At 42.1% G+C, this 20,159-nt stretch carries 16 protein-coding genes; 13 read left to right on the forward strand and 3 right to left on the reverse strand.

Features of this window, described 5'->3' with window-relative positions:
* Positions 1–16: 16 nt before the first annotated feature.
* A complete protein-coding gene (pfeT, locus tag QF06_RS05950; protein WP_043940109.1) occupies positions 17–1,930 on the forward strand; it encodes a metal-transporting ATPase PfeT in 1,914 nt (637 codons plus the stop codon).
* 38 nt (positions 1,931–1,968) lie between these two features.
* Here the strand turns inward: pfeT and QF06_RS05955 are convergent, their stop codons facing one another.
* The gene (locus QF06_RS05955) at positions 1,969–2,172 is read right to left on the reverse strand and encodes a hypothetical protein (RefSeq protein ID WP_014476643.1); all 204 of its coding nucleotides are present in this window, start codon (positions 2,170–2,172) and stop codon (positions 1,969–1,971) included.
* Positions 2,173–2,337: 165 nt separating this feature from the next.
* Between QF06_RS05955 and papB the strand changes: the two genes are divergently transcribed.
* The 8 genes from papB to splB all read left to right on the forward strand — a co-directional run bounded on the left by papB (position 2,338) and on the right by splB (position 11,449).
* A complete protein-coding gene (papB, locus tag QF06_RS05960; RefSeq protein ID WP_015715797.1) occupies positions 2,338–3,432 on the forward strand; it encodes a di/tri-peptidase in 1,095 nt (364 codons plus the stop codon).
* Between the two features lie 282 nt (positions 3,433–3,714).
* Positions 3,715–4,680 carry a LacI family DNA-binding transcriptional regulator gene (locus tag QF06_RS05965; protein WP_038827528.1) on the forward strand — a complete coding sequence of 322 codons (966 nt, stop codon included), beginning with the start codon at positions 3,715–3,717 and terminating at the stop codon, positions 4,678–4,680.
* Positions 4,681–4,742: 62 nt separating this feature from the next.
* On the forward strand, positions 4,743–5,609 hold the full coding sequence (glcT, locus tag QF06_RS05970; RefSeq protein WP_003218635.1) for a glucose PTS transporter transcription antiterminator GlcT: 867 nt from the start codon (positions 4,743–4,745) through the stop codon (positions 5,607–5,609).
* Positions 5,610–5,837: 228 nt separating this feature from the next.
* Positions 5,838–7,937 (forward strand): PTS glucose transporter subunit IIABC, encoded by a 2,100-nt coding sequence (gene ptsG, locus QF06_RS05975; RefSeq protein WP_003244661.1) that lies wholly within the window; start codon positions 5,838–5,840, stop codon positions 7,935–7,937.
* A 97-nt stretch (positions 7,938–8,034) separates the two neighbouring features.
* The gene (locus QF06_RS05980; protein WP_003154654.1) at positions 8,035–8,301 is read left to right on the forward strand and encodes a phosphocarrier protein HPr; all 267 of its coding nucleotides are present in this window, start codon (positions 8,035–8,037) and stop codon (positions 8,299–8,301) included.
* Positions 8,301–10,013, forward strand: a complete 1,713-nt coding sequence (gene ptsP, locus QF06_RS05985; protein WP_003218638.1) for a phosphoenolpyruvate--protein phosphotransferase — start codon at positions 8,301–8,303, stop codon at positions 10,011–10,013. The genes QF06_RS05980 and ptsP overlap by 1 nt, the downstream gene beginning before the upstream one ends.
* A 90-nt stretch (positions 10,014–10,103) precedes the next feature.
* Positions 10,104–10,343 carry a splAB operon transcriptional regulator SplA gene (gene splA / locus QF06_RS05990; RefSeq protein ID WP_003218644.1) on the forward strand — a complete coding sequence of 80 codons (240 nt, stop codon included), beginning with the start codon at positions 10,104–10,106 and terminating at the stop codon, positions 10,341–10,343.
* A 77-nt stretch (positions 10,344–10,420) separates the two neighbouring features.
* A complete protein-coding gene (gene splB, locus QF06_RS05995) occupies positions 10,421–11,449 on the forward strand; it encodes a spore photoproduct lyase (protein WP_003232425.1) in 1,029 nt (342 codons plus the stop codon).
* Here splB and QF06_RS06000 read toward each other — a convergent pair.
* Entirely contained in the window at positions 11,442–12,143 is a 702-nt protein-coding gene (locus QF06_RS06000; protein WP_041850892.1) for a GNAT family N-acetyltransferase, read from the reverse strand. The genes splB and QF06_RS06000 overlap by 8 nt on opposite strands.
* A 134-nt stretch (positions 12,144–12,277) precedes the next feature.
* On the opposite strand from QF06_RS06000, the gene mcpC reads away from it, so the two are divergent.
* The 3 genes from mcpC (at position 12,278) to QF06_RS06015 (ending at position 16,533) form a co-directional block, all read left to right on the forward strand.
* Positions 12,278–14,245, forward strand: a complete 1,968-nt coding sequence (mcpC, locus tag QF06_RS06005; protein ID WP_041850891.1) for a methyl-accepting chemotaxis protein McpC — start codon at positions 12,278–12,280, stop codon at positions 14,243–14,245.
* 137 nt (positions 14,246–14,382) lie between these two features.
* On the forward strand, positions 14,383–15,249 hold the full coding sequence (locus tag QF06_RS06010) for an NAD(P)-dependent oxidoreductase (protein WP_015715802.1): 867 nt from the start codon (positions 14,383–14,385) through the stop codon (positions 15,247–15,249).
* A gap of 393 nt (positions 15,250–15,642) precedes the next feature.
* Positions 15,643–16,533, forward strand: coding sequence for a Vgb family protein (locus tag QF06_RS06015; RefSeq protein ID WP_041850890.1), 891 nt, complete (start codon positions 15,643–15,645; stop codon positions 16,531–16,533).
* Between the two features lie 336 nt (positions 16,534–16,869).
* Here QF06_RS06015 and QF06_RS06020 read toward each other — a convergent pair whose 3' ends face one another.
* Positions 16,870–17,643, reverse strand: a complete 774-nt coding sequence (locus QF06_RS06020; RefSeq protein ID WP_041850889.1) for a CAP domain-containing protein — start codon at positions 17,641–17,643, stop codon at positions 16,870–16,872.
* Positions 17,644–17,979: 336 nt separating this feature from the next.
* Here QF06_RS06020 and QF06_RS06025 point away from each other — a divergent pair, with 336 nt between their 5' ends.
* Complete coding sequence (locus QF06_RS06025; RefSeq protein WP_041850888.1) at positions 17,980–20,094, forward strand: peptidoglycan D,D-transpeptidase FtsI family protein; 2,115 nt, start codon at positions 17,980–17,982, stop codon at positions 20,092–20,094.
* The last annotated feature ends 65 nt before the right edge of the window (positions 20,095–20,159 follow it).

Consider the following 20,159-nt stretch of genomic DNA (forward strand, 5'->3'; position numbering starts at 1 on the left):
GAGAGGAGAATTCGATATGAATGAACAAGTTATCGTTCAACGCGACCCGCATGAGCCATTGAAAACAGACAAGAGGGAAAAAAACTGGGCACAGCACGCGGAGCTTATTGCAGCACTTGTATCAGGCGCTCTTATTTTGGCAGGCTGGCTCTTATCCGGATATCAGGTATTATCCATAATACTTTTCTTGCTGGCTTTTGTGATCGGCGGATTTGCTAAAGCGAAGGAAGGAATCGAAGAAACACTCGAATCCAAAACGCTGAATGTAGAACTTTTAATGATTTTCGCTGCCATTGGTTCCGCCTTGATCGGATACTGGGCAGAGGGTGCTATTTTAATATTTATTTTTTCCTTAAGCGGAGCTTTAGAAACATACACGATGAATAAAAGCAGCAGAGATTTAACGTCTTTAATGCAGCTTGAGCCTGAAGAAGCGACATTGATGGTCAATGGTGAAACCAAAAGAGTTCCGGTTTCAGACTTGCAGGCCGGTGATATGATTGTGATCAAACCTGGAGAACGCGTAGCGGCAGACGGTATCATTGAATCGGGCTCGACAAGTCTTGACGAGTCGGCTTTAACAGGTGAATCAATGCCTGTAGAAAAAAACACAGGCGACACTGTATTCACAGGAACGGTGAATCGCAATGGCTCCTTGACAGTCCGTGTCACGAAAGCAAATGAAGATTCGTTATTCAGAAAAATTATCAAACTGGTTGAATCAGCGCAAAATAGTGTTTCACCCGCGCAGGCTTTCATCGAACGATTTGAAAATGCTTATGTGAAAGGTGTGCTAATTGCGGTGGCGCTCCTTTTATTCGTCCCGCACTTTGCGCTGGGCTGGAGCTGGAGTGAAACCTTCTACCGCGCAATGGTGTTTATGGTTGTCGCGTCACCTTGTGCGCTTGTCGCCTCTATTATGCCGGCGGCGCTGTCCCTGATTTCAAATGGCGCCCGCAACGGTATGCTTGTGAAAGGAAGCGTCTTTCTTGAACAGCTGGGCTCAGTGCAAATGATCGCCTTTGATAAAACCGGAACTGTAACAAAAGGCCAGCCTGCCGTAGAGACGATCAGAATAGCAGAAGGATTCAGTGAAGCGGAAGTTCTTGAGGCTGTCTATGCCATCGAAACGCAATCAAGCCATCCGCTCGCCCAAGCCATAACGGCGTACGCTGAAAGCCGCGGCGTGAATCAGTCCGGCTACATATCTATAGAAGAAACCTCAGGGTTTGGCGTTATGGCAGAAGTGTCGGGTGCGAAATGGAAGGTCGGTAAAGCAGGTTTTATCGGCGAGGAAATGGCAGCACAATTTATGAAACAAACAGCATCAGATGTCATTCAAAGCGGTCATACAATTGTATTTGTGAAAAAGGATGATCAAATAGCAGGCTGTATCGCACTGAAGGACCAAATCAGGCCTGAAGCAAAAGAGGTCATGGAAGAACTGAACCGACTTGGGATTAAAACGGCCATGCTGACAGGAGATCACGAAGACACGGCTCAAGCGATTGCCAAGGAAGCCGGCATGACAACTGTCGTGGCAGAATGCCTGCCTGACCAAAAAGTGAATGAAATCAAACGGTTAAAAGAAGAATTCGGAACGATTGCAATGGTGGGTGACGGAATCAATGATGCGCCGGCACTCAAAGCAGCGGATGTCGGCATTGCGATGGGCGGCGGAACAGATGTAGCACTTGAGACCGCTGATATGGTCCTCATGAAAAACGATTTGAAAAAGCTCGTAAACATGTGCCGCTTGTCTCGGAAAATGAACAGGATCATCAAACAAAATATCGTGTTTTCTCTAGCTGTAATCTGCCTGCTGATTTGTGCAAACTTTTTGCAGGTGATGGAATTGCCATTTGGCGTGATTGGTCATGAGGGCAGCACGATTTTGGTCATACTAAACGGTTTAAGACTCCTAAAATAAAACCAGCAGCCCTAATCAGGCTGCTGGCTTTTTATGTATCAAGCTTTCCCTTCATTTTTGTCTTTATCAGATCTTTTCATAACCAGGATGAGAGCGAGGATGCAGCAAAGGAAACCCGCTGCACAGCCTATGATAGAGCTGTAATAATAAAAGCCCACCATCTTCATCCCGATAAAAGGAGCGGAAATTCCCAAAACCGTTAAGAGCATAACTGCTTTTCGTCTGAAAAAATTCATCAGCAAACGGAACAACCCCCCTGCGATTGAACGTTACTGTCAGTATACAGGAAGAGGAGCAGGAAATAAAATGCATTAGAAAATGAAGGCGTCGTGAAAGGCAAACACCGGTAAAACCTGTTACAATGGAAGACAGAACAATGCATTGCAAATGGCAGGGAGGAACAAGAAGTGAATAGAATACAACGCGTCTCTTCATGGCTGAAGGAAGCGGGGCATACTGCCGCATTTATTCATACGAAAGAAAATGTTTTTTACTTAACCGGTTTTTATACAGAGCCGCATGAAAGATTAATGGGGTTATTTATTTTTCAAGAAGAGGAGCCTTTCTTTGTTTGTCCAGGAATGGAAGCAGGACAGGCCCGCAACGCAGGCTGGAATCATGAAATCATTGGCTATGCGGATCACGAAAATCCGTGGGAGCTGATAGAGAAGGCCTTGAAAAAGCGAAATATCAGCATACATACGCTTGCGGTCGAAAAGGATTCAATCTCGCTATCTCGTGCAGAACAGCTGAAGCACGCGACGGGCGGGGCTCAATTTGTTTCAGCAGAAGAAACACTCAATCAATTTCGCCTGATTAAAGATGACAATGAAATTCGTTTGCTGAAAGAGGCGGCAAAGCTTGCGGATTACGGTGTTGAAGTCGGCACAGCCGCTTTGCGTGAAGGCATCAGTGAAGTGGAAGTGCTCGCTCAAATTGAGTATGAGCTGAAGAAAAAAGGAATTCAGGGCATGTCTTTCTCTACAATGGTTTTATTCGGAGAAAAATCAGGCCAGCCACATGGAAATCCTGGTACAGCCACGTTGAAGAAAGGTGATTTTGTATTATTTGATCTCGGTGTTATTCTTGACGGCTATTGCTCTGATATTACAAGAACGTTTGCTTACAAAACCATCAATCCGAAGCAGGAGGCCATTTACGAGACTGTACTTCAAGCGGAAAAAGCCGCGATTGAGGCAAGCAAACCCGGTGTGAGAATCGGAGATCTGGACTTAACCGCCCGCGGAATCATTGAAAAAGCGGGATACGGTGACTATTTTCCTCACCGGCTTGGGCATGGACTCGGAATTTCTGTCCATGAGTATCCATCAATGAGCCAGGCCAACGATACACTGCTGCAGGAAGGCATGGTCTACACGATCGAACCGGGGATTTATGTGCCTGAAATCGGCGGCGTGCGCATTGAGGATGACGTTCACGTAACAAAGGACGGGGCAGTTGCTCTGACCCAATATCCAAAGGAATTAATCATACTGCCGTAATAAGAAATAAAAAAGGACTTTGTTCTCGACATCGTCCTTTTTTATCTGCATTAAATAAAAAAATCATCAAATGTTCGAAAGGGTTTAATTTCATGTTTTTGGTTGAGAGGTTTTACAGCAAGACAGCTGCCACCGAGAACAGTGAGACATAACCCAATTAAAATGAAGAAACCCATGTGATCTTCTCCTTTCAGCTAAAAACACAAAAAGATATCTGGTACGTCCATATCATATTGTATGAAACGCATTCCAGATCAAGGGGATTTAGAAAGAAGGGAATCTATGGCTAATATTAAAGACATTGCAGAGAAAGCCGGTGTCTCTGTTACAACGGTTTCCCGAGTCATAAACAATCATCCATACGTCAGTGAAGACAAACGAAAAAGAGTGTTTGAGGCAATGGAATCATTGGAGTACACGAGAAATATTCACGCTGTACATTTGTCGAAAGGATTTTCAAACATGATTGGTGTTGTCTTGCCGACGGTTAATCTGCCATATTTTGCAGAGCTGATTGCAGGAATAGCCGACGCAGCCGCGGAATCCGGGGTTCACCTCTCTTTATTCCAAACAAACTATGAGGTACAAAAAGAAATCTTTGCGCTGTCCCAATTAAAGCAGCGCCAGGTTGACGGCCTGATTTTTTGCTCAAAGGCGCTTGCTGATGAGAAACTCATGGAATGGGAGGGCCCGATTTTGCTTTGCCAGAATTCAGATATTGCCCGCTTCCCAACCATCAGCATTCCTCACCAAGAAGCATTTCGGAACGGCTTGGACTATTTAATTGCCAAAGGGCACAAAAAAATAGCTATCTGTTTGGCAAGAAAAAAAGGCATGAACAGTCATTTTCGAATCAAAGCCTACAAAGAGGCATTGGAAGAGATCGGCGAGGCATTTCGTGAAGACTGGGTAATTGAGAAAGCGATTACAATCAATGATGGGAAGGCGCTTTTTCATAAATGGAATACGTGGAAGGAAAAGCCGACGGCTATTTTTGTTGCCAATGACCAAGTCTCAGCAGGGCTTTTTCTTGAAGCAAAGAACCAGCGGGTGTCAGTACCGGATGAGCTTGCAATCTTAAGCGTTGATAACCACGAAATCAGCCAAGCGCTTGGGATCACAACGATCGATATTCAGACAAGGGAAATGGGAAAGCAGGCATTTGCCATACTGGAAAAAAGAATTCAAGGACAGCCGATTGAAAGGAAAGTTCTGGATTACCGTCTCGTCGAAAGATCGACTGTTTAGTGAATGCATTGAAAAAAGGTTTGACGTGCATTCTGTTCGTTATGTACGATATGAGGTATTGAATGACAAAGGAGCTGAGGATCGTGAATGGGTCCTTCACAGTGAAAAAGGTACTGAATAATAACGTATTAATTGCTTCTCATCATAAATACAGCGAAGTCGTTTTAATCGGAAAAGGTATTGGTTTCGGAAAAAAACAAGATGATGTCATTGAAGATAAAGGCTACGATAAAATGTTCATTTTAAAAGACGAGAAGGAACAAAAGCAGTTTAAAAAGCTCCTTGACTATGTTGATGAAAAGCTCGTTGATATTTCAAACGATGTCATCTATCACATAAGCAATAGGACTAATCACTCATTAAATGAACATATTCACATTGCGTTGACAGACCATATCGCATTTGCGATCAAAAGGCAGCAGCAGGGATTTGATATGAAAAATCCATTTCTAATGGAGACTCAGTCACTATATCCTGAGGAGTACCAAATTGCCAAAGAAGTCATAGATATGATCAATGAAAAAGCGGGAATCTGCCTTCCGGAAGGGGAGATTGGTTTTATCGCTCTGCATATCCATTCAGCGTTGACAAACCGTCCGCTGTCCGAGGTCAATCAGCACTCTCAGCTCATGGCGCAGCTTGTCGAGGTGATTGAAGACTCATTTCAAATGAAAGTAAATAAGGAAAGTGTCAACTATTTGCGGCTGATCAGGCATATCAGATTTACAATAGAAAGAATTAAAAAAGAAGAACCGACTAAAGAACCAGAAAAATTAATGTTGTTATTGAAAAATGAATATCCGCTATGCTACAATACAGCTTGGAAATTGATTAAAATCTTGCAGCAAACATTGAAGAAACCAGTTCATGAGGCGGAAGCGGTTTATCTGACGCTTCATCTGTACCGATTAACCAATAAAATTTCATAAATTCAGTTTATCCTTATAACGTGTTACTGATTCGATCAGGCATGAGTGATTGAGGGAAAAAAACGGGAAGTTCATTCTCGTTCTTTTGCGCACCCAATTTTGCTCATGCCTTTTTGTTGTGTAAAAGGGCAAATGTAAACGGTTAAACTGGAAGACTTACGCCTGTGAATTCGTTGTCATGATTTTTAGCTGTAAGGTCAGACTAGTAAAAAGAGGAGGTCAATTCTTATGTTTAAAGCATTATTCGGCGTTCTTCAAAAAATTGGGCGTGCGCTTATGCTTCCAGTTGCGATCCTTCCGGCTGCGGGTATTTTGCTTGCGATCGGGAATGCGATGCAAAATAAGGACATGATTCAGGTCCTGCATTTCTTGAGCAATGACAATGTTCAGCTTGTAGCAGGTGTGATGGAAAGCGCTGGGCAGATTGTTTTCGATAACCTTCCGCTTCTTTTCGCAGTAGGTGTAGCCATCGGGCTTGCCAACGGTGATGGAGTTGCAGGGATTGCAGCAATTATCGGTTATCTTGTAATGAATGTATCCATGAGTGCGGTTCTTCTTGCAAACGGAACCATTCCTTCGGATTCAGTTGAAAGAGCCAAGTTCTTTACGGAAAACCATCCTGCATATGTAAACATGCTTGGTATACCTACCTTGGCGACAGGGGTGTTCGGCGGTATTATCGTCGGTGTGTTAGCTGCATTATTGTTTAACAGATTTTACACAATTGAACTGCCGCAATACCTTGGTTTCTTTGCGGGTAAACGTTTCGTTCCAATTGTAACGTCAATTTCTGCACTGATTCTGGGTCTTATTATGTTAGTGATCTGGCCTCCGATCCAGCATGGATTGAATGCCTTTTCAACAGGATTAGTGGAAGCGAATCCAACCCTTGCTGCATTTATCTTCGGGGTGATTGAACGTTCGCTTATCCCATTCGGATTGCACCACATTTTCTATTCGCCGTTCTGGTATGAATTCTTCAGCTATAAGAGTGCAGCAGGAGAAATCATCCGCGGGGATCAGCGTATCTTTATGGCGCAGATTAAAGACGGCGTACAGTTAACGGCAGGTACGTTCATGACAGGTAAATATCCATTTATGATGTTCGGTTTGCCTGCTGCGGCGCTTGCCATTTATCATGAAGCAAAACCGCAAAACAAAAAACTCGTTGCAGGTATTATGGGTTCAGCGGCCTTGACATCCTTCTTAACGGGGATCACAGAGCCATTGGAATTTTCTTTCTTATTCGTTGCTCCAGTCCTGTTTGCGATTCACTGTTTGTTTGCGGGACTTTCATTCATGGTCATGCAGCTGTTGAATGTTAAGATTGGTATGACATTCTCCGGCGGTTTAATTGACTACTTCCTATTCGGTATTTTACCGAACCGGACGGCATGGTGGCTTGTCATCCCTGTTGGCTTAGGGTTAGCGGTCATTTACTACTTCGGATTCCGATTTGCCATCCGCAAATTTAATCTGAAAACACCTGGACGCGAAGATGCTGCGGAAGAAACAGCAGCACCTGGGAAAACAGGTGAAGCAGGGGATCTTCCTTATGAGATTCTGCAGGCAATGGGTGACCAGGAAAACATCAAACACCTTGATGCTTGTATCACTCGTCTGCGTGTGACTGTAAACGATCAGAAAAAGGTTGATAAAGACCGTCTGAAACAGCTTGGCGCTTCCGGAGTACTGGAAGTCGGCAACAACATTCAGGCTATTTTCGGACCGCGTTCTGACGGGTTAAAAACGCAAATGCAAGACATTATTGCGGGACGCAAGCCTAGACCTGAGCCGAAAACATCTGCTCAAGAGGAAGTAGGCCAGCAGGTTGAGGAAGTGATTGCAGAACCGCTGCAAAATGAAATCGGCGAGGAAGTTTTCGTTTCTCCGATTACCGGGGAAATTCACCCGATTACGGATGTTCCTGACCAAGTCTTCTCAGGGAAAATGATGGGTGACGGTTTTGCGATTCTCCCTTCTGAAGGAATTGTCGTATCACCGGTTCGTGGAAAAATTCTCAATGTGTTCCCGACGAAACATGCGATCGGCCTGCAATCCGACGGCGGAAGAGAAATTTTAATCCACTTTGGTATTGATACCGTCAGCCTGAAGGGCGAAGGATTTACGTCTTTCGTATCAGAAGGAGACCGCGTTGAGCCTGGACAAAAACTTCTTGAAGTTGATCTGGATGCAGTCAAACCGAATGTACCATCTCTCATGACACCGATTGTATTTACAAACCTTGCTGAAGGAGAAACAGTCAGCATTAAAGCAAGCGGTTCAGTCAACAGAGAACAAGAAGATATTGTGAAGATTGAAAAATAAGGGTGTTAGTACGCCGTGCTTGTCAGATGACAAGTACGGTTGTATGATATAATATTGTGAAGTAATAAAGCTTTAAGTTAAAAGGAGAATGATAAAAATGGCACAAAAAACATTTAAAGTAACTGCAGATTCTGGAATCCATGCTCGTCCTGCGACAGTTCTTGTACAAACTGCTAGCAAATACGACGCTGACGTTAATTTAGAATATAACGGCAAAACAGTTAACCTTAAATCTATTATGGGTGTTATGTCTTTAGGTATCGCTAAAGGCGCTGAGATCACAATCTCTGCTTCCGGAGCTGACGAAAACGATGCTCTTAACGCTTTAGAAGAAACAATGAAAAGCGAAGGACTCGGCGAGTAATGCAAGAATTAAAAGGGATTGGTGCTTCAGCCGGCATCGCGATTGCAAAAGCATACCGGCTTGAAGAGCCAGATTTAACGGTTGAAAAGAAAAACATCTCTGATTCTGAAGCGGAAGTAAGCCGTTTTGATGAAGCGATTGCACGTTCAAAAGAAGAGCTCGAAAAAATCAAAGAGCACGCTTTGAAAGAACTGGGTCAGGATAAAGCTGATATTTTTTCTGCTCACCTTTTAGTTCTCAGTGACCCTGAGCTTCTGAACCCTGTGAAAGAAAAAATCAGCACTGATTCAGTGAACGCTGAATTCGCTTTAAAAGAAACGTCTTCTATGTTCGTTACCATGTTTGAATCTATGGACAACGAATATATGAAAGAGCGTGCGGCAGATATCCGAGATGTAACAAAACGCGTAACCGGCCACCTGCTTGGCGTCGAAATTCCAAACCCAAGCATGATCTCAGAAGAGGTTATTATTGTAGCTGAAGACTTAACACCGTCTGACACAGCCCAATTAAACCGTGAGTTCGTAAAAGGATTCACTACTGATATCGGCGGACGCACATCTCACTCTGCCATCATGGCACGTTCTCTTGAGATTCCAGCAGTTGTTGGAACGAAAGCGGCTACAGGCACGATCCAAAACGGCGTGACTGTTATCGTTGACGGTATCAATGGCGATGTCATTATTGACCCATCTGCGGAAACTGTAAAAGAGTATGAAGAAAAACATAATGCTTATTTGGCTCAAAAAGCTGAGTGGGCGAAGCTTGTCAATGAACCGACTGTCTCAAAAGACGGACATCATGTAGAGCTTGCAGCGAACATCGGTACTCCTGATGATGTAAAAGGTGTTCTTGAAAACGGCGGAGAAGCAGTTGGCCTTTACCGTACAGAATTCCTTTACATGGGAAGAGATCAGCTGCCTACAGAAGATGAGCAGTTTGATGCTTACAAAACGGTTCTTGAGCGTATGGAAGGAAAATCAGTCGTCGTGCGTACACTTGATATCGGCGGAGACAAAGAGCTTCCTTACCTGCAGCTTCCTAAAGAAATGAACCCGTTCCTGGGATATAGAGCGATTCGTCTTTGCCTTGAAGAGCAAGAAATCTTCAGAACACAGCTTCGCGCGCTGCTTCGTGCAAGTACATACGGAAACTTGAAAATCATGTTCCCTATGATTGCGACAGTTAACGAATTCAAAGAAGCAAAAGCGATCCTTCTGGAAGAGAAAGAAAAGCTCGTAAAAGCGGGACAGGCTGTATCTGACGATATTGAAGTCGGAATGATGGTTGAGATTCCGTCAACTGCAGTCATCGCTGATCAGTTTGCTAAAGAGGTTGATTTCTTCAGTATCGGAACAAACGATTTGATCCAATACACAATGGCAGCTGACCGTATGAATGAACGTGTATCTTACCTGTATCAGCCATACAACCCGGCAATCCTTCGCTTAATTACACTGGTAATTGAAGCAGCACACAAAGAAGGAAAATGGGTTGGCATGTGCGGAGAAATGGCAGGAGACGAGATTGCGATTCCAATCCTTCTCGGCTTAGGCTTAGATGAGTTCTCAATGAGCGCAACGTCTATTCTTCCGGCAAGAACACAGATCAGCAAATTGTCTAAACAAGAAGCTGAGTCATTCAAAGAGAAAATCTTATCTATGAGCACGACAGAAGAAGTTGTCGCGTTCGTAAAAGAAACATTCAAGTAATGTACAAAAACCAGACGGCCTCCGGCCTGTCTGGTTTTTTTCATAAGTAAGCGTATAGAAGGACACAATAACATGGCTAGGAGGGATAGTATGTCAAACCAATTTAACGCAGGAGATACTGTTTATGTGATCTACAGAAATCCGCACGCTGCCAATGTAGCTCACATAAAGGAAGCCGAAATTGTGCACCATCCATACCATGAAGGCGAGCTTTCCCTGTTTATTTATGAAACCTATCATCCGTTCGCAGAGGACGATGCTGTGTTTGCAAGCTATGAAGAAGCTAAATCGCTTTACAAAGAACTCTTTGATATTGATCCGTATGAGTAACAAGGAAATCATTACAACTCATATCCTTTCCGCCTAGTGAGAAAAGTAACGTTAGTAAAGGAAAAGGATGTGGCATCATGCAGAACCCATTTGTTCCGCAGCTTGTATATATAGAACCGAGGGCGCTGGAATACCCGCTAGGCCAAGAATTACAAGAAAAATTTGAGAATATGGGCATTGAAATCAGAGAAACAACATCCCACAATCAGGTGCGTAATATTCCTGGGAAAAATCATCTTCAGCAATATCGCAATGCGAAATCAACTTTAGTTATCGGTGTCCGGAAAACATTAAAGTTTGATTCATCCAAACCCTCGGCTGAATATGCCATTCCGTTTGCAACAGGCTGTATGGGGCATTGTCATTACTGCTACCTGCAAACAACCATGGGATCAAAGCCGTATATCAGAACTTATGTAAACGTCGAAGAGATTTTGGATCAGGCAGATAAGTATATGAAGGAGCGCGCACCAGAGTTCACAAGGTTCGAAGCATCATGTACGTCAGACATTGTAGGAATTGATCATCTGACACACACGCTGAAGCGCGCCATTGAACATTTTGGCCAAAGTGATCTCGGAAAGCTCCGATTTGTAACGAAATTTCATCATGTCGATCACCTATTAGACGCAAAGCATAACGGGAAAACGAGATTCAGATTCAGTATTAATGCCGACTATGTGATTAAAAACTTTGAGCCGGGAACTTCACCTCTTGATAAGCGGATAGAGGCGGCAGTAAAAGTTGCAAAAGCAGGCTACCCGCTAGGCTTTATTGTTGCTCCGATTTATATTCATGAAGGCTGGGAAGAAGGATACAGACATCTGTTTGAAAAGCTTGATGCTGCTTTGCCGCAGGACGTTAGACATGACATAACGTTTGAATTAATTCAACACCGTTTTACAAAACCGGCCAAACGAGTGATAGAGAAAAATTATCCGAAGACGAAGCTCGAATTAGATGAAGAAAAGCGCCGTTATAAATGGGGACGCTACGGGATCGGAAAATATATTTATCAGAAAGATGAAGAGCATGCACTTCGAGAAGCACTTGAATCCTATATTGATACCTTTTTCCCTAACGCGAAAATTGAATATTTTACTTAAACGGGCTGTTGTGATCAACAGCTCTCTTTTTATAAAAAGGATTTTTCCATTCCATCAAAACGCCGTAATTCAATGATTCTTTATCCTCTACATAATTGCTTACTACACGAATAGGTGAACGCCCGCAACGGAGGAGAAAGGAAAGCACAGGGTCGTTTTTCCTGCCTTCCATCACATCTTCAACGTACTGAACAGCGCTGATCTCGTGTGCGTATTTATGATATAAAGGAATGCGGCCGCCGCCGAGAAGGCGCTCCAGTCTCTTATCAACAGTCAGCTCATACATCGTATTCATCAGCCATTTTCCGATTCCAAGCTTTCGATAATGAGGAGAAACAGAAATATCCACTACATATAAAGTATTTCCATAAGGTTCATGGTTTTTAATCGATCCGTTGTCTGTTGCTTGTGCCCATGTATGGTCAGGAGATTCAGGCTCAAATTGTACAATAAGAGCAGCCATGGAACCGATAATTCTGCCATTGATGAGCGCACATAAAGCGCCTTCTGGAAAGGTTTTGATATGGCTGGCAAGCTGGTCCTCTGACCACAGCAATTCCTGGGGAAACGGAGGAGGAAAACATTCTTTTTGAAGAGAAATCAGCCTCTGGATGTCAGTCTCAGTGTAGTTTCTGATGGTCAGAGCCTCAAATTTTCTGCCGTCGTGCACATACATTTGTTTTAGTATGATCATCACTCTCCTTATGTTGTTTCATTATAATGAAAATTGAATTTTCAGTAAATATATTCCGATTTTCTTATAATTTATTTTTTGATTATTCATTTTTCAAACGAAAGGGCCGATATAGAAATTAGGAGGGGATTGGTTTGTTTAAAAAACTTCACATGAAGATTGCTGTTTTTGTTTCGATTATGTTAATCGTCACAGTTGTTCTTTTAATGCTGTCTTCTTATTTGACGCTAAAACCGATGATTACAGAGGATGGGAAAAATACAACTCAAAACGTGACGCAGTCACTTGAACAAAATATTGAATTGCAATTAAAGAGTTATGCCATTTCGTTATCAAGATTGGCTAATGGGGAATTAACGCATACATTTGTAACGAAACCAAGTAAAGAAGCTGCTCGGCTGTTTCACGATGACATTAAGCAAATCAAAGACAACGATGATTATGTTGCGATGGCTTACATAGGCACCGCAAAAAAAGAAATGTTTACATATCCAAAAGCGGATTTCGCTGAGGATTACGATCCAACATCAAGACCATGGTATAAGCTTGCAGCTGAAACCCCGGATCAAGTTGTTTGGACGGAACCTTATAAAGATGTCGTGACAGGAGACATGATTGTTACTGCATCGAAAGCGATCTTAGACGGGCAAAAAGTGATAGGGGTTGCCAGCTATGACTTGAAACTCTCTGCTATCCAGAGTATGGTCAATAAACAAAAGGTGCCTTACAAAGGATTTGCCTTTTTAGCTGATGCGAGCGGCAATCTTTTAGCCCATCCGTCAAATCAAGGAAAAAATATATCAAAGGATCAAACACTGCAAACCATCGCATCCGAGAAAAAAGGGATACAAGATGTGAATGGGAAAATGGTTGTGTACCAAATGATTGGCGAAACAGGCTGGAAGGTCGGAACGCAATTTGATACCGATCAATTAATGTGGATTTCAGATAAAATGAATCGGGCAAATCTTTGGATATCATTGATTGCGCTTATCATAACAATTATTCTCAGCTACTTCCTGGCCAAAACGATAACCGGTCCGATACAGCAGCTGATCGCAAAAACGAAAGCTGTTTCCGCAGGCGATTTAACAGTGCGCGCGGAATCAAAATCTAAGGATGAAGTCGGTATTTTAACAAGAGATTTCAATCTGATGGTTGAAAATATGAAGGAAATGGTTGAGCAAGTGAGACTCTCTTCAGGGAAAGTATCTGACACCTCTGAACAACTAACGGCTGTCTCTGCCGAAACTAATGAAACAAGCGGCCAAATTGCAAAAGCGATTGAAGAAGTAGCCGCAGGAGCATCGGAACAGGCTTCTGAAGTTGAAACCATTAATGAAAAATCGGAAAGCCTGTCAACGAAAATCAGGCAAATCGCTGAGGAGGCAGGCGGAATTAAAGAACGCTCAAAATCGTCCGAGGATGCAAGCTATAAAGGACTTGACGCGCTCGGCCAGCTGCTGATGAAATCAAACGAAGCCAATATGGAAACGAAAAAGGTTGAAACGATGCTGCTGGATTTGGAAAATCAAACTAAGAATATTGAAGAAGTCGTTACAGCGATTTCAAACATATCTGATCAAACCAACTTGCTTGCCTTAAATGCCAGTATTGAGGCAGCCAGAGCCGGAGAAAGCGGGCGCGGTTTTGCCGTCGTAGCCGATGAAGTGCGGAAGTTAGCTGAGCAATCAGCCCTTTCTACAAAGCATATCAGTGAGACTGTGAAGCTTATCCAGCTTGAGACAAAAGAGGCCTCTCACGCGATGGTTGAGGCAAGCAGAATGAATGATGAACAAAACAGTGCCATTCACGAAACTGGAGAGGTATTAAATACGATAACTGCAGAAATGCAGTCACTGGTACAAGGTATTGATCACATTTACGCGGAAATTCAAAGAATGAGTGAAGAACAGCTTGCGATTTCTGAAGCTATTCAAAGCATTTCAGCCATATCACAGGAATCAGCTGCCGCAGCAGAGGAAGTGAACGCATCAACCGATGAACAGCTTGTCACCCTTGATAAAGTCAAACACTCAACGGAAACACTAAAGCATGCAAGCCAAGAGCTTATGAACACAATTGCAAAATTCACATTGTAATCCAATTACATCCCCAAACATCATTTGTTTTGGGGATTTTTTATGTTATAAGATGAATAGATATGGTAGTCTAAAAAATGAAGGAAAAATGATAAATTTTAACTAAAATCAAAACGAAACATCTGGGAGGAATGACCTTGAAAAAAACAATTGGTTTTATCGGTCTTGGAGTGATGGGAAAGAGCATGGCATCACATATTCTGAATGACGGCCACCCTGTTTTGGTGTACACCCGGACAAAAGAAAAAGCAGAAAGCATACTTCAAAAAGGCGCGATCTGGAAAGATACGGTCAAAGATCTTTCGAAAGAAGCGGATGTCATCATTACAATGGTCGGCTATCCCAGTGATGTTGAAGAAGTGTATTTCGGAAGCAATGGAATTATTGAAAACGCAAAAGAAGGCGCATATCTTATTGATATGACGACATCTAAGCCTTCGCTTGCGAAGAAGATTGCTGAAGCGGCCAAAGAAAAAGCATTGTTCGCTTTAGACGCTCCTGTTTCCGGTGGAGACGTCGGTGCACAAAACGGAACACTCGCGATTATGGTCGGTGGAGAAAAAGAAGCTTTTGAAGCCTGCATGCCGATTTTCTCTTTAATGGGAGAGAATATTCAGTATCAAGGACCGGCTGGAAGCGGACAGCATACCAAGATGTGCAATCAGATTGCAATTGCAGCCGGTATGATCGGTGTTGCTGAAGCGATGGCTTATGCCCAAAAATCAGGCCTAGAGCCAGAAAATGTTCTGAAAAGCATCACAACGGGCGCAGCCGGAAGCTGGTCATTGTCAAATCTTGCTCCCCGTATGCTGCAAGGCAACTTTGAACCGGGATTTTATGTGAAGCATTTTATTAAGGATATGGGAATTGCACTAGAGGAAGCAGAATTAATGGGGGAAGAAATGCCAGGCTTGTCGCTCGCAAAATCCTTATATGACAAGCTAGCTGCTCAAGGTGAAGAAAACAGCGGAACACAGAGTATATATAAGCTTTGGGTGAAATAAAAGGACTGCTTGTATCCTGCAGGCAACCATCAGGCTGTCGTGAAAATCTCGACAGCCTTTTTTTGGACTATAAGTGCGTAAAAGAGAAAAATACCACTTGTTTTAATTAATTGACAAAACGGAAGGGTGAAAATAAGAACATGATTCTATAATTCTAGCTTTAAGAAAGAATCAATAGCTTAACCTATACATTCAACATCAGTGACTATTTTTCTGATGATCTAAATGCTGATTTGTTTTGTTTATTGATTTATTCTCTGAGATAGGATTATGGGGTAATATTCTTATTACTAAAGCGGCTTTGGAGTGAAGTCGATTTAGCATTGCCTCCTATCTCAGAAAAGTGAGTATAGGAGGCTTTTTTTGTAGATTATTATTGATGGGGGTATTGATATGAAGCTTGAACAGCAAGAAATAAATATTTTACATTCTGATTCTGGTCCATACGGGATAGCCATTTCACCCGAAGGAAAGGTATGGTTTACTCAACATAAAGCTAACAAGATCAGCTGTCTTGATAAGACGGGCCAAATTCAAGAGTATATTGTCCCGACACCTGATGCTGGAGTCATGTGTTTAACGGTGTCTTCAGAAGGTGATATTTGGTTTACAGAAAATAGGGCTAATAAGATAGGGAAACTGACAGCAAAACGGCAATTTATAGAATATCCATTGCCGCATCAACATTCAGCCCCATATGGGATTACGGAAGGTCCAGACGGAGATATCTGGTTTACTGAGATGAATGGAAATCGTATAGGTAAATTGACATCAGAGGGCAAAATTCATGAATACGAACTGCCTAATGAAGGATCGTACCCTTCTTTTATTACGTTGGGTTCAGATCACTCACTTTGGTTCACTGAAAACCAGAATAATGCTATCGGCAAAATAACTGAATCAGGTGAGTTAACGGAGTTTCCGATTCCTACACCAGCAGCAGGACCGGTAGGCATTACAAAAGGGCATGATGATGCACTTTGGTTTGTAGAGATAGTGGGTAATAAGATAGGTAAGATTACGGTTTCCGGTGACATAACTGAATATGATATCCCTACACCAAATGCACGGCCTCACGCTATCGCTGCAGGTGTAAGATCTGATTTATGGTTTACCGAATGGGGGGGAAATAAAATCGGAAGGCTGACAAGTGATCAAACAATTGAAGAATATACAATCAACACACCTCATGCTGAGCCTCATGGAATAGGATGCGATAATGATGGCACAGTATGGTTTGCATTAGAATGTAACAAAATAGGGAAATTAAAATTAACTAAATAAAGGAAAAGAGGACCCTTTGCATCTCATGCGAAACCTATGCTGCTCAACCTGACCCAAACATTTCTCCTTTATTATAAAAAGTCAAATCTATCAATGGCATAAATCTGTTGCAGCAGCTTTGCTATTGAAGGTAAAAGAAAAACGGATTGTAGTGAATAAGTTCCCTTCGCAGCCGGGTGAAGAAGACTGCCGTAACTTGACCTTGCTTGGCTGGGGGTCTGGCAGCTTTTTTCTGTTTCTCCATACATTTAGATGAATACAAAAAAAGCTTGTAGAAAAAACATGGTTTTCTCTACAAGCTGAAGATTACCTGTATCGTACAGGGAATTTTTTTTATTATTTTCCGATGAATTGTTGTGTCCAGATGCTTCCAGACTCAACGTAGCCAACACCGATGTGAGTAAAGTTAGGGTTTAGAATGTTTTTTCTGTGTCCTTCACTGTTCATCCAAGCTTTTACTACTTCTTCTGGTGTCTTTTGGCCCTTCGCAATGTTTTCACCTGCTGTTTTGTAGCTGATTCCGAAAGATTTCATCATATCAAACGGTGAGCCGTATGTTGGGCTTTGGTGATCAAAGTAGTTTTTGTCTTTCATATCCTGAGATTTTGCTCGTGCAGATTTGCTTAACGTTTCATCAATTTGAAGCGGCTTTAATCCTTGTTTTTGTCTTTCTGCATTTGTAAGTTCAACAACTTTTTTCTCATATGCACTTACAGATGAAGGTGCAGATGTTGTTGTGTTTGTTTTTTCAGCAGTTGCGGGTGCTTTAGAAGCAGTGCTTTGATCAGCAGCTGCTTTTTCAGTAGTCTTTTGTGCAGGTTTTGCCGTTTCTGTCTTTTGAACATCCTGAACTTTCACGTTAGATTGCTTCGCATGTTTTTGAAGAAACTGCTTAATCTCTTTTTCGTTTGCAGCGTTTAACGTTTTGATATTTGTGTTAATATGCAGTTTTTTCACTGCATCGTTAAGTGACATGTTTTGTACTGTGTTCCCCGTTTTTACTGTAACCACAGGCTGGCAGGAGAGTTCTTTCGCTGATGCTTGCTGTACGCCCCCGAATGTGAATAATCCAACCGCAGCGGCAGCAGATAAAATAAATGCTTTCTTCATTAGTTCGTAACCTCCTAGAGTTGTTTGTTTCTACAGAAAAATCATAACATAGCTTTTTTGTCATAAAGATTCCAGCACTTTCCTTTGACAAATAGAGATTGTCATTTTCGTAAAGTAAATGCGTTGAATCACTAAGAATAAGGGAATCAGCGGTATATATGATTTTATCGTACCGTTACATAGCTTCCTTTTTTTTGAACCGTTAGTTATATTTTAATGTGTTTTTATATTGACAGCTTTTTTTACTCCTTTTCGCTGTAACAACTATTACAAAGGTGTTACAATTAATCTCAGTATATGTAAATATATTGAATGATTTGAGAGGGGTAACCAGAAGTGACTGAAATAGGACGTGAACCAAAGAAAAAGAGCAAAGGAAACAGAGCAATCAGAATGAACCTTTTTTTCCTAGCTGTCTTTGTTCTATTCACTGCATTAATTTTTAAGCTCGGGGTTGTTCAAATTGTTGAAGGCGAACAGCATGAAGAAGACGCTGAGAAATCAAATGCAAAAACAGCTTACTATCCTGCGCCTCGCGGGAAGATGTACGACAGAAATCAGAAAGTTGCTGTCGACAACCAGAGCGTTCCAGAAATTGTGTATGTATCAACATCTAGCACAAAAACAGAAGATAAAATCAAAACAGCGAAGCGGCTTGCTTCTTTCATTCATATTGATACCGAATTTTTGAAGGAAAGGGATCTTCGTGATTACTGGATCGCAGCTCATCCGAAAAAAGCCGCCGCTCTGCTTAAGGAATCAGAAAGCAATCTGAAAGGAGACCAGGCTTACAAGCTTCAAATAGAGCGTGTTCCGGATCAAGAATTAAAGGCTATTCAGCAAGATGACGAAGAAATGGAAACTGCTGCGATATATACAAGGTTTTCAAGCGGAAATGCTTACGAACCTCAAATCGTAAAGGCAATGAATCCAAATAAGAGCAATAGCAATGGAAAAAACGGAGCGCTGCTTGATGAGAAGAAAAACTCCTCGCAAAGACCAAAAAATGACTTAACATATGATGAAATTTCCATTGTTTCTGAGCATTTAGAAGAACTTCCGGGAATCGATATCGTAAACGATTGGACACGAAAATATCCTTATGACAAAACCCTTTATTCTGTTTTCGGGGGCGTCACGACACCTGATCAGGGCCTGCTGAGCGACCGGAAAGATTTCTACTTAACAAGAGGCTATGCGAATAATGACAGGGTGGGAAAAAGTTATTTAGAGTATCAATATGAAGAATATTTAAATTCGCATAAAGAAAAAGTGGAATACGTAGAAGATAATAAAGGAAATGTCGTCAGCCAAAAAACCATTGATAAAGGCAGCAGGGGATACGATCTTCAGCTTTCTTTTGACATGGAGCTTCAGGCAAAGGTAGAAAAGATCATTGAAGAAGAAGTAAGAAACAGCCGTGCACGCGGAAATTACATGCTTGACAGAGCCTTTGTCGTGATGATGGACCCGAATAACGGCGATATTTTATCGATGGCAGGGAAAAAGATAGATTTAAAAACCAACAAAATTGAAGATTATGCGATAGGGGCATTTACCACCCAATATGAAATGGGATCAGCAGTAAAGGGGGCCACCGTGCTAGCCGGCTATCAGGACGGAATTCCGCATTATAAATATTATGTCGATGCTCCAATGCTTTTAGGAACGAATCTTATAAAAAAATCTTATACTAATATGGGAACCATCAATGAATTAACCGCATTGCAAAAAAGTTCAAACGTATATATGTTCAATGTTGCCATGCATATTGCAGGCGTAACATACAAGCCGCATGGATCTCTCCCGGCTGATCAGAACGATCTACTGAAAATGAGAAACTATTACAGCCAGTTTGGTCTGGGAGTAAAGACAGGTATTGATCTCCCGCAGGAATCAGCCGGAATGCAAACCACACCTAAAACTGTAGGAGGATTAATTTTAGACTTAGCAATTGGCCAATACGATACATACACACCGCTTCAAATGGCTCAATACATCTCAGTAATCGCCAATGGTGGCTATCGTGTTCAGCCTAGAATCGTTACAAGTATTCATAAGCCAGGAAAAAAAGACCAGCTGGGTAAGGCGATTGAACATAGGAAACCTAAAGTACTCAATAAGATTAATAATTCAGAGAGCGATTTGAAACAAGTACAAACAGGCATGAAATTAGTCACTTCTTCAGGGACAGCTAAAAATACGTTTACAGAAGATGTATCAGGGAAAACGGGAACAGCGGAAACATTTTACTACGGCACGAATCGCAACTGGTGGGGGAAAAAAACATACAATCTGACTTTTGTCGGCTATTACCCGTCGAAAAAAACAAAAGTGGCCTTTAGTGTTGTTGTTCCATCAGTAGATGATGATGATAAGATCAATAAAATTATTGCCAAAAGAGCTATCCACGCCTATGCAGAGCTCGAAAAAAAACACAGTAAAAAATAAAAAACAGGGTGCACAACTAAAAGATTGTGTGCCCTTTCTTTTATTCAAAAATTGACGTTCACCAT

Origin of the sequence: Bacillus sp. YP1, from assembly GCF_000877815.1 — a bacterium.
In the GTDB taxonomy this organism is placed as follows: Bacteria; Bacillota; Bacilli; order Bacillales; family Bacillaceae; genus Bacillus; species Bacillus subtilis.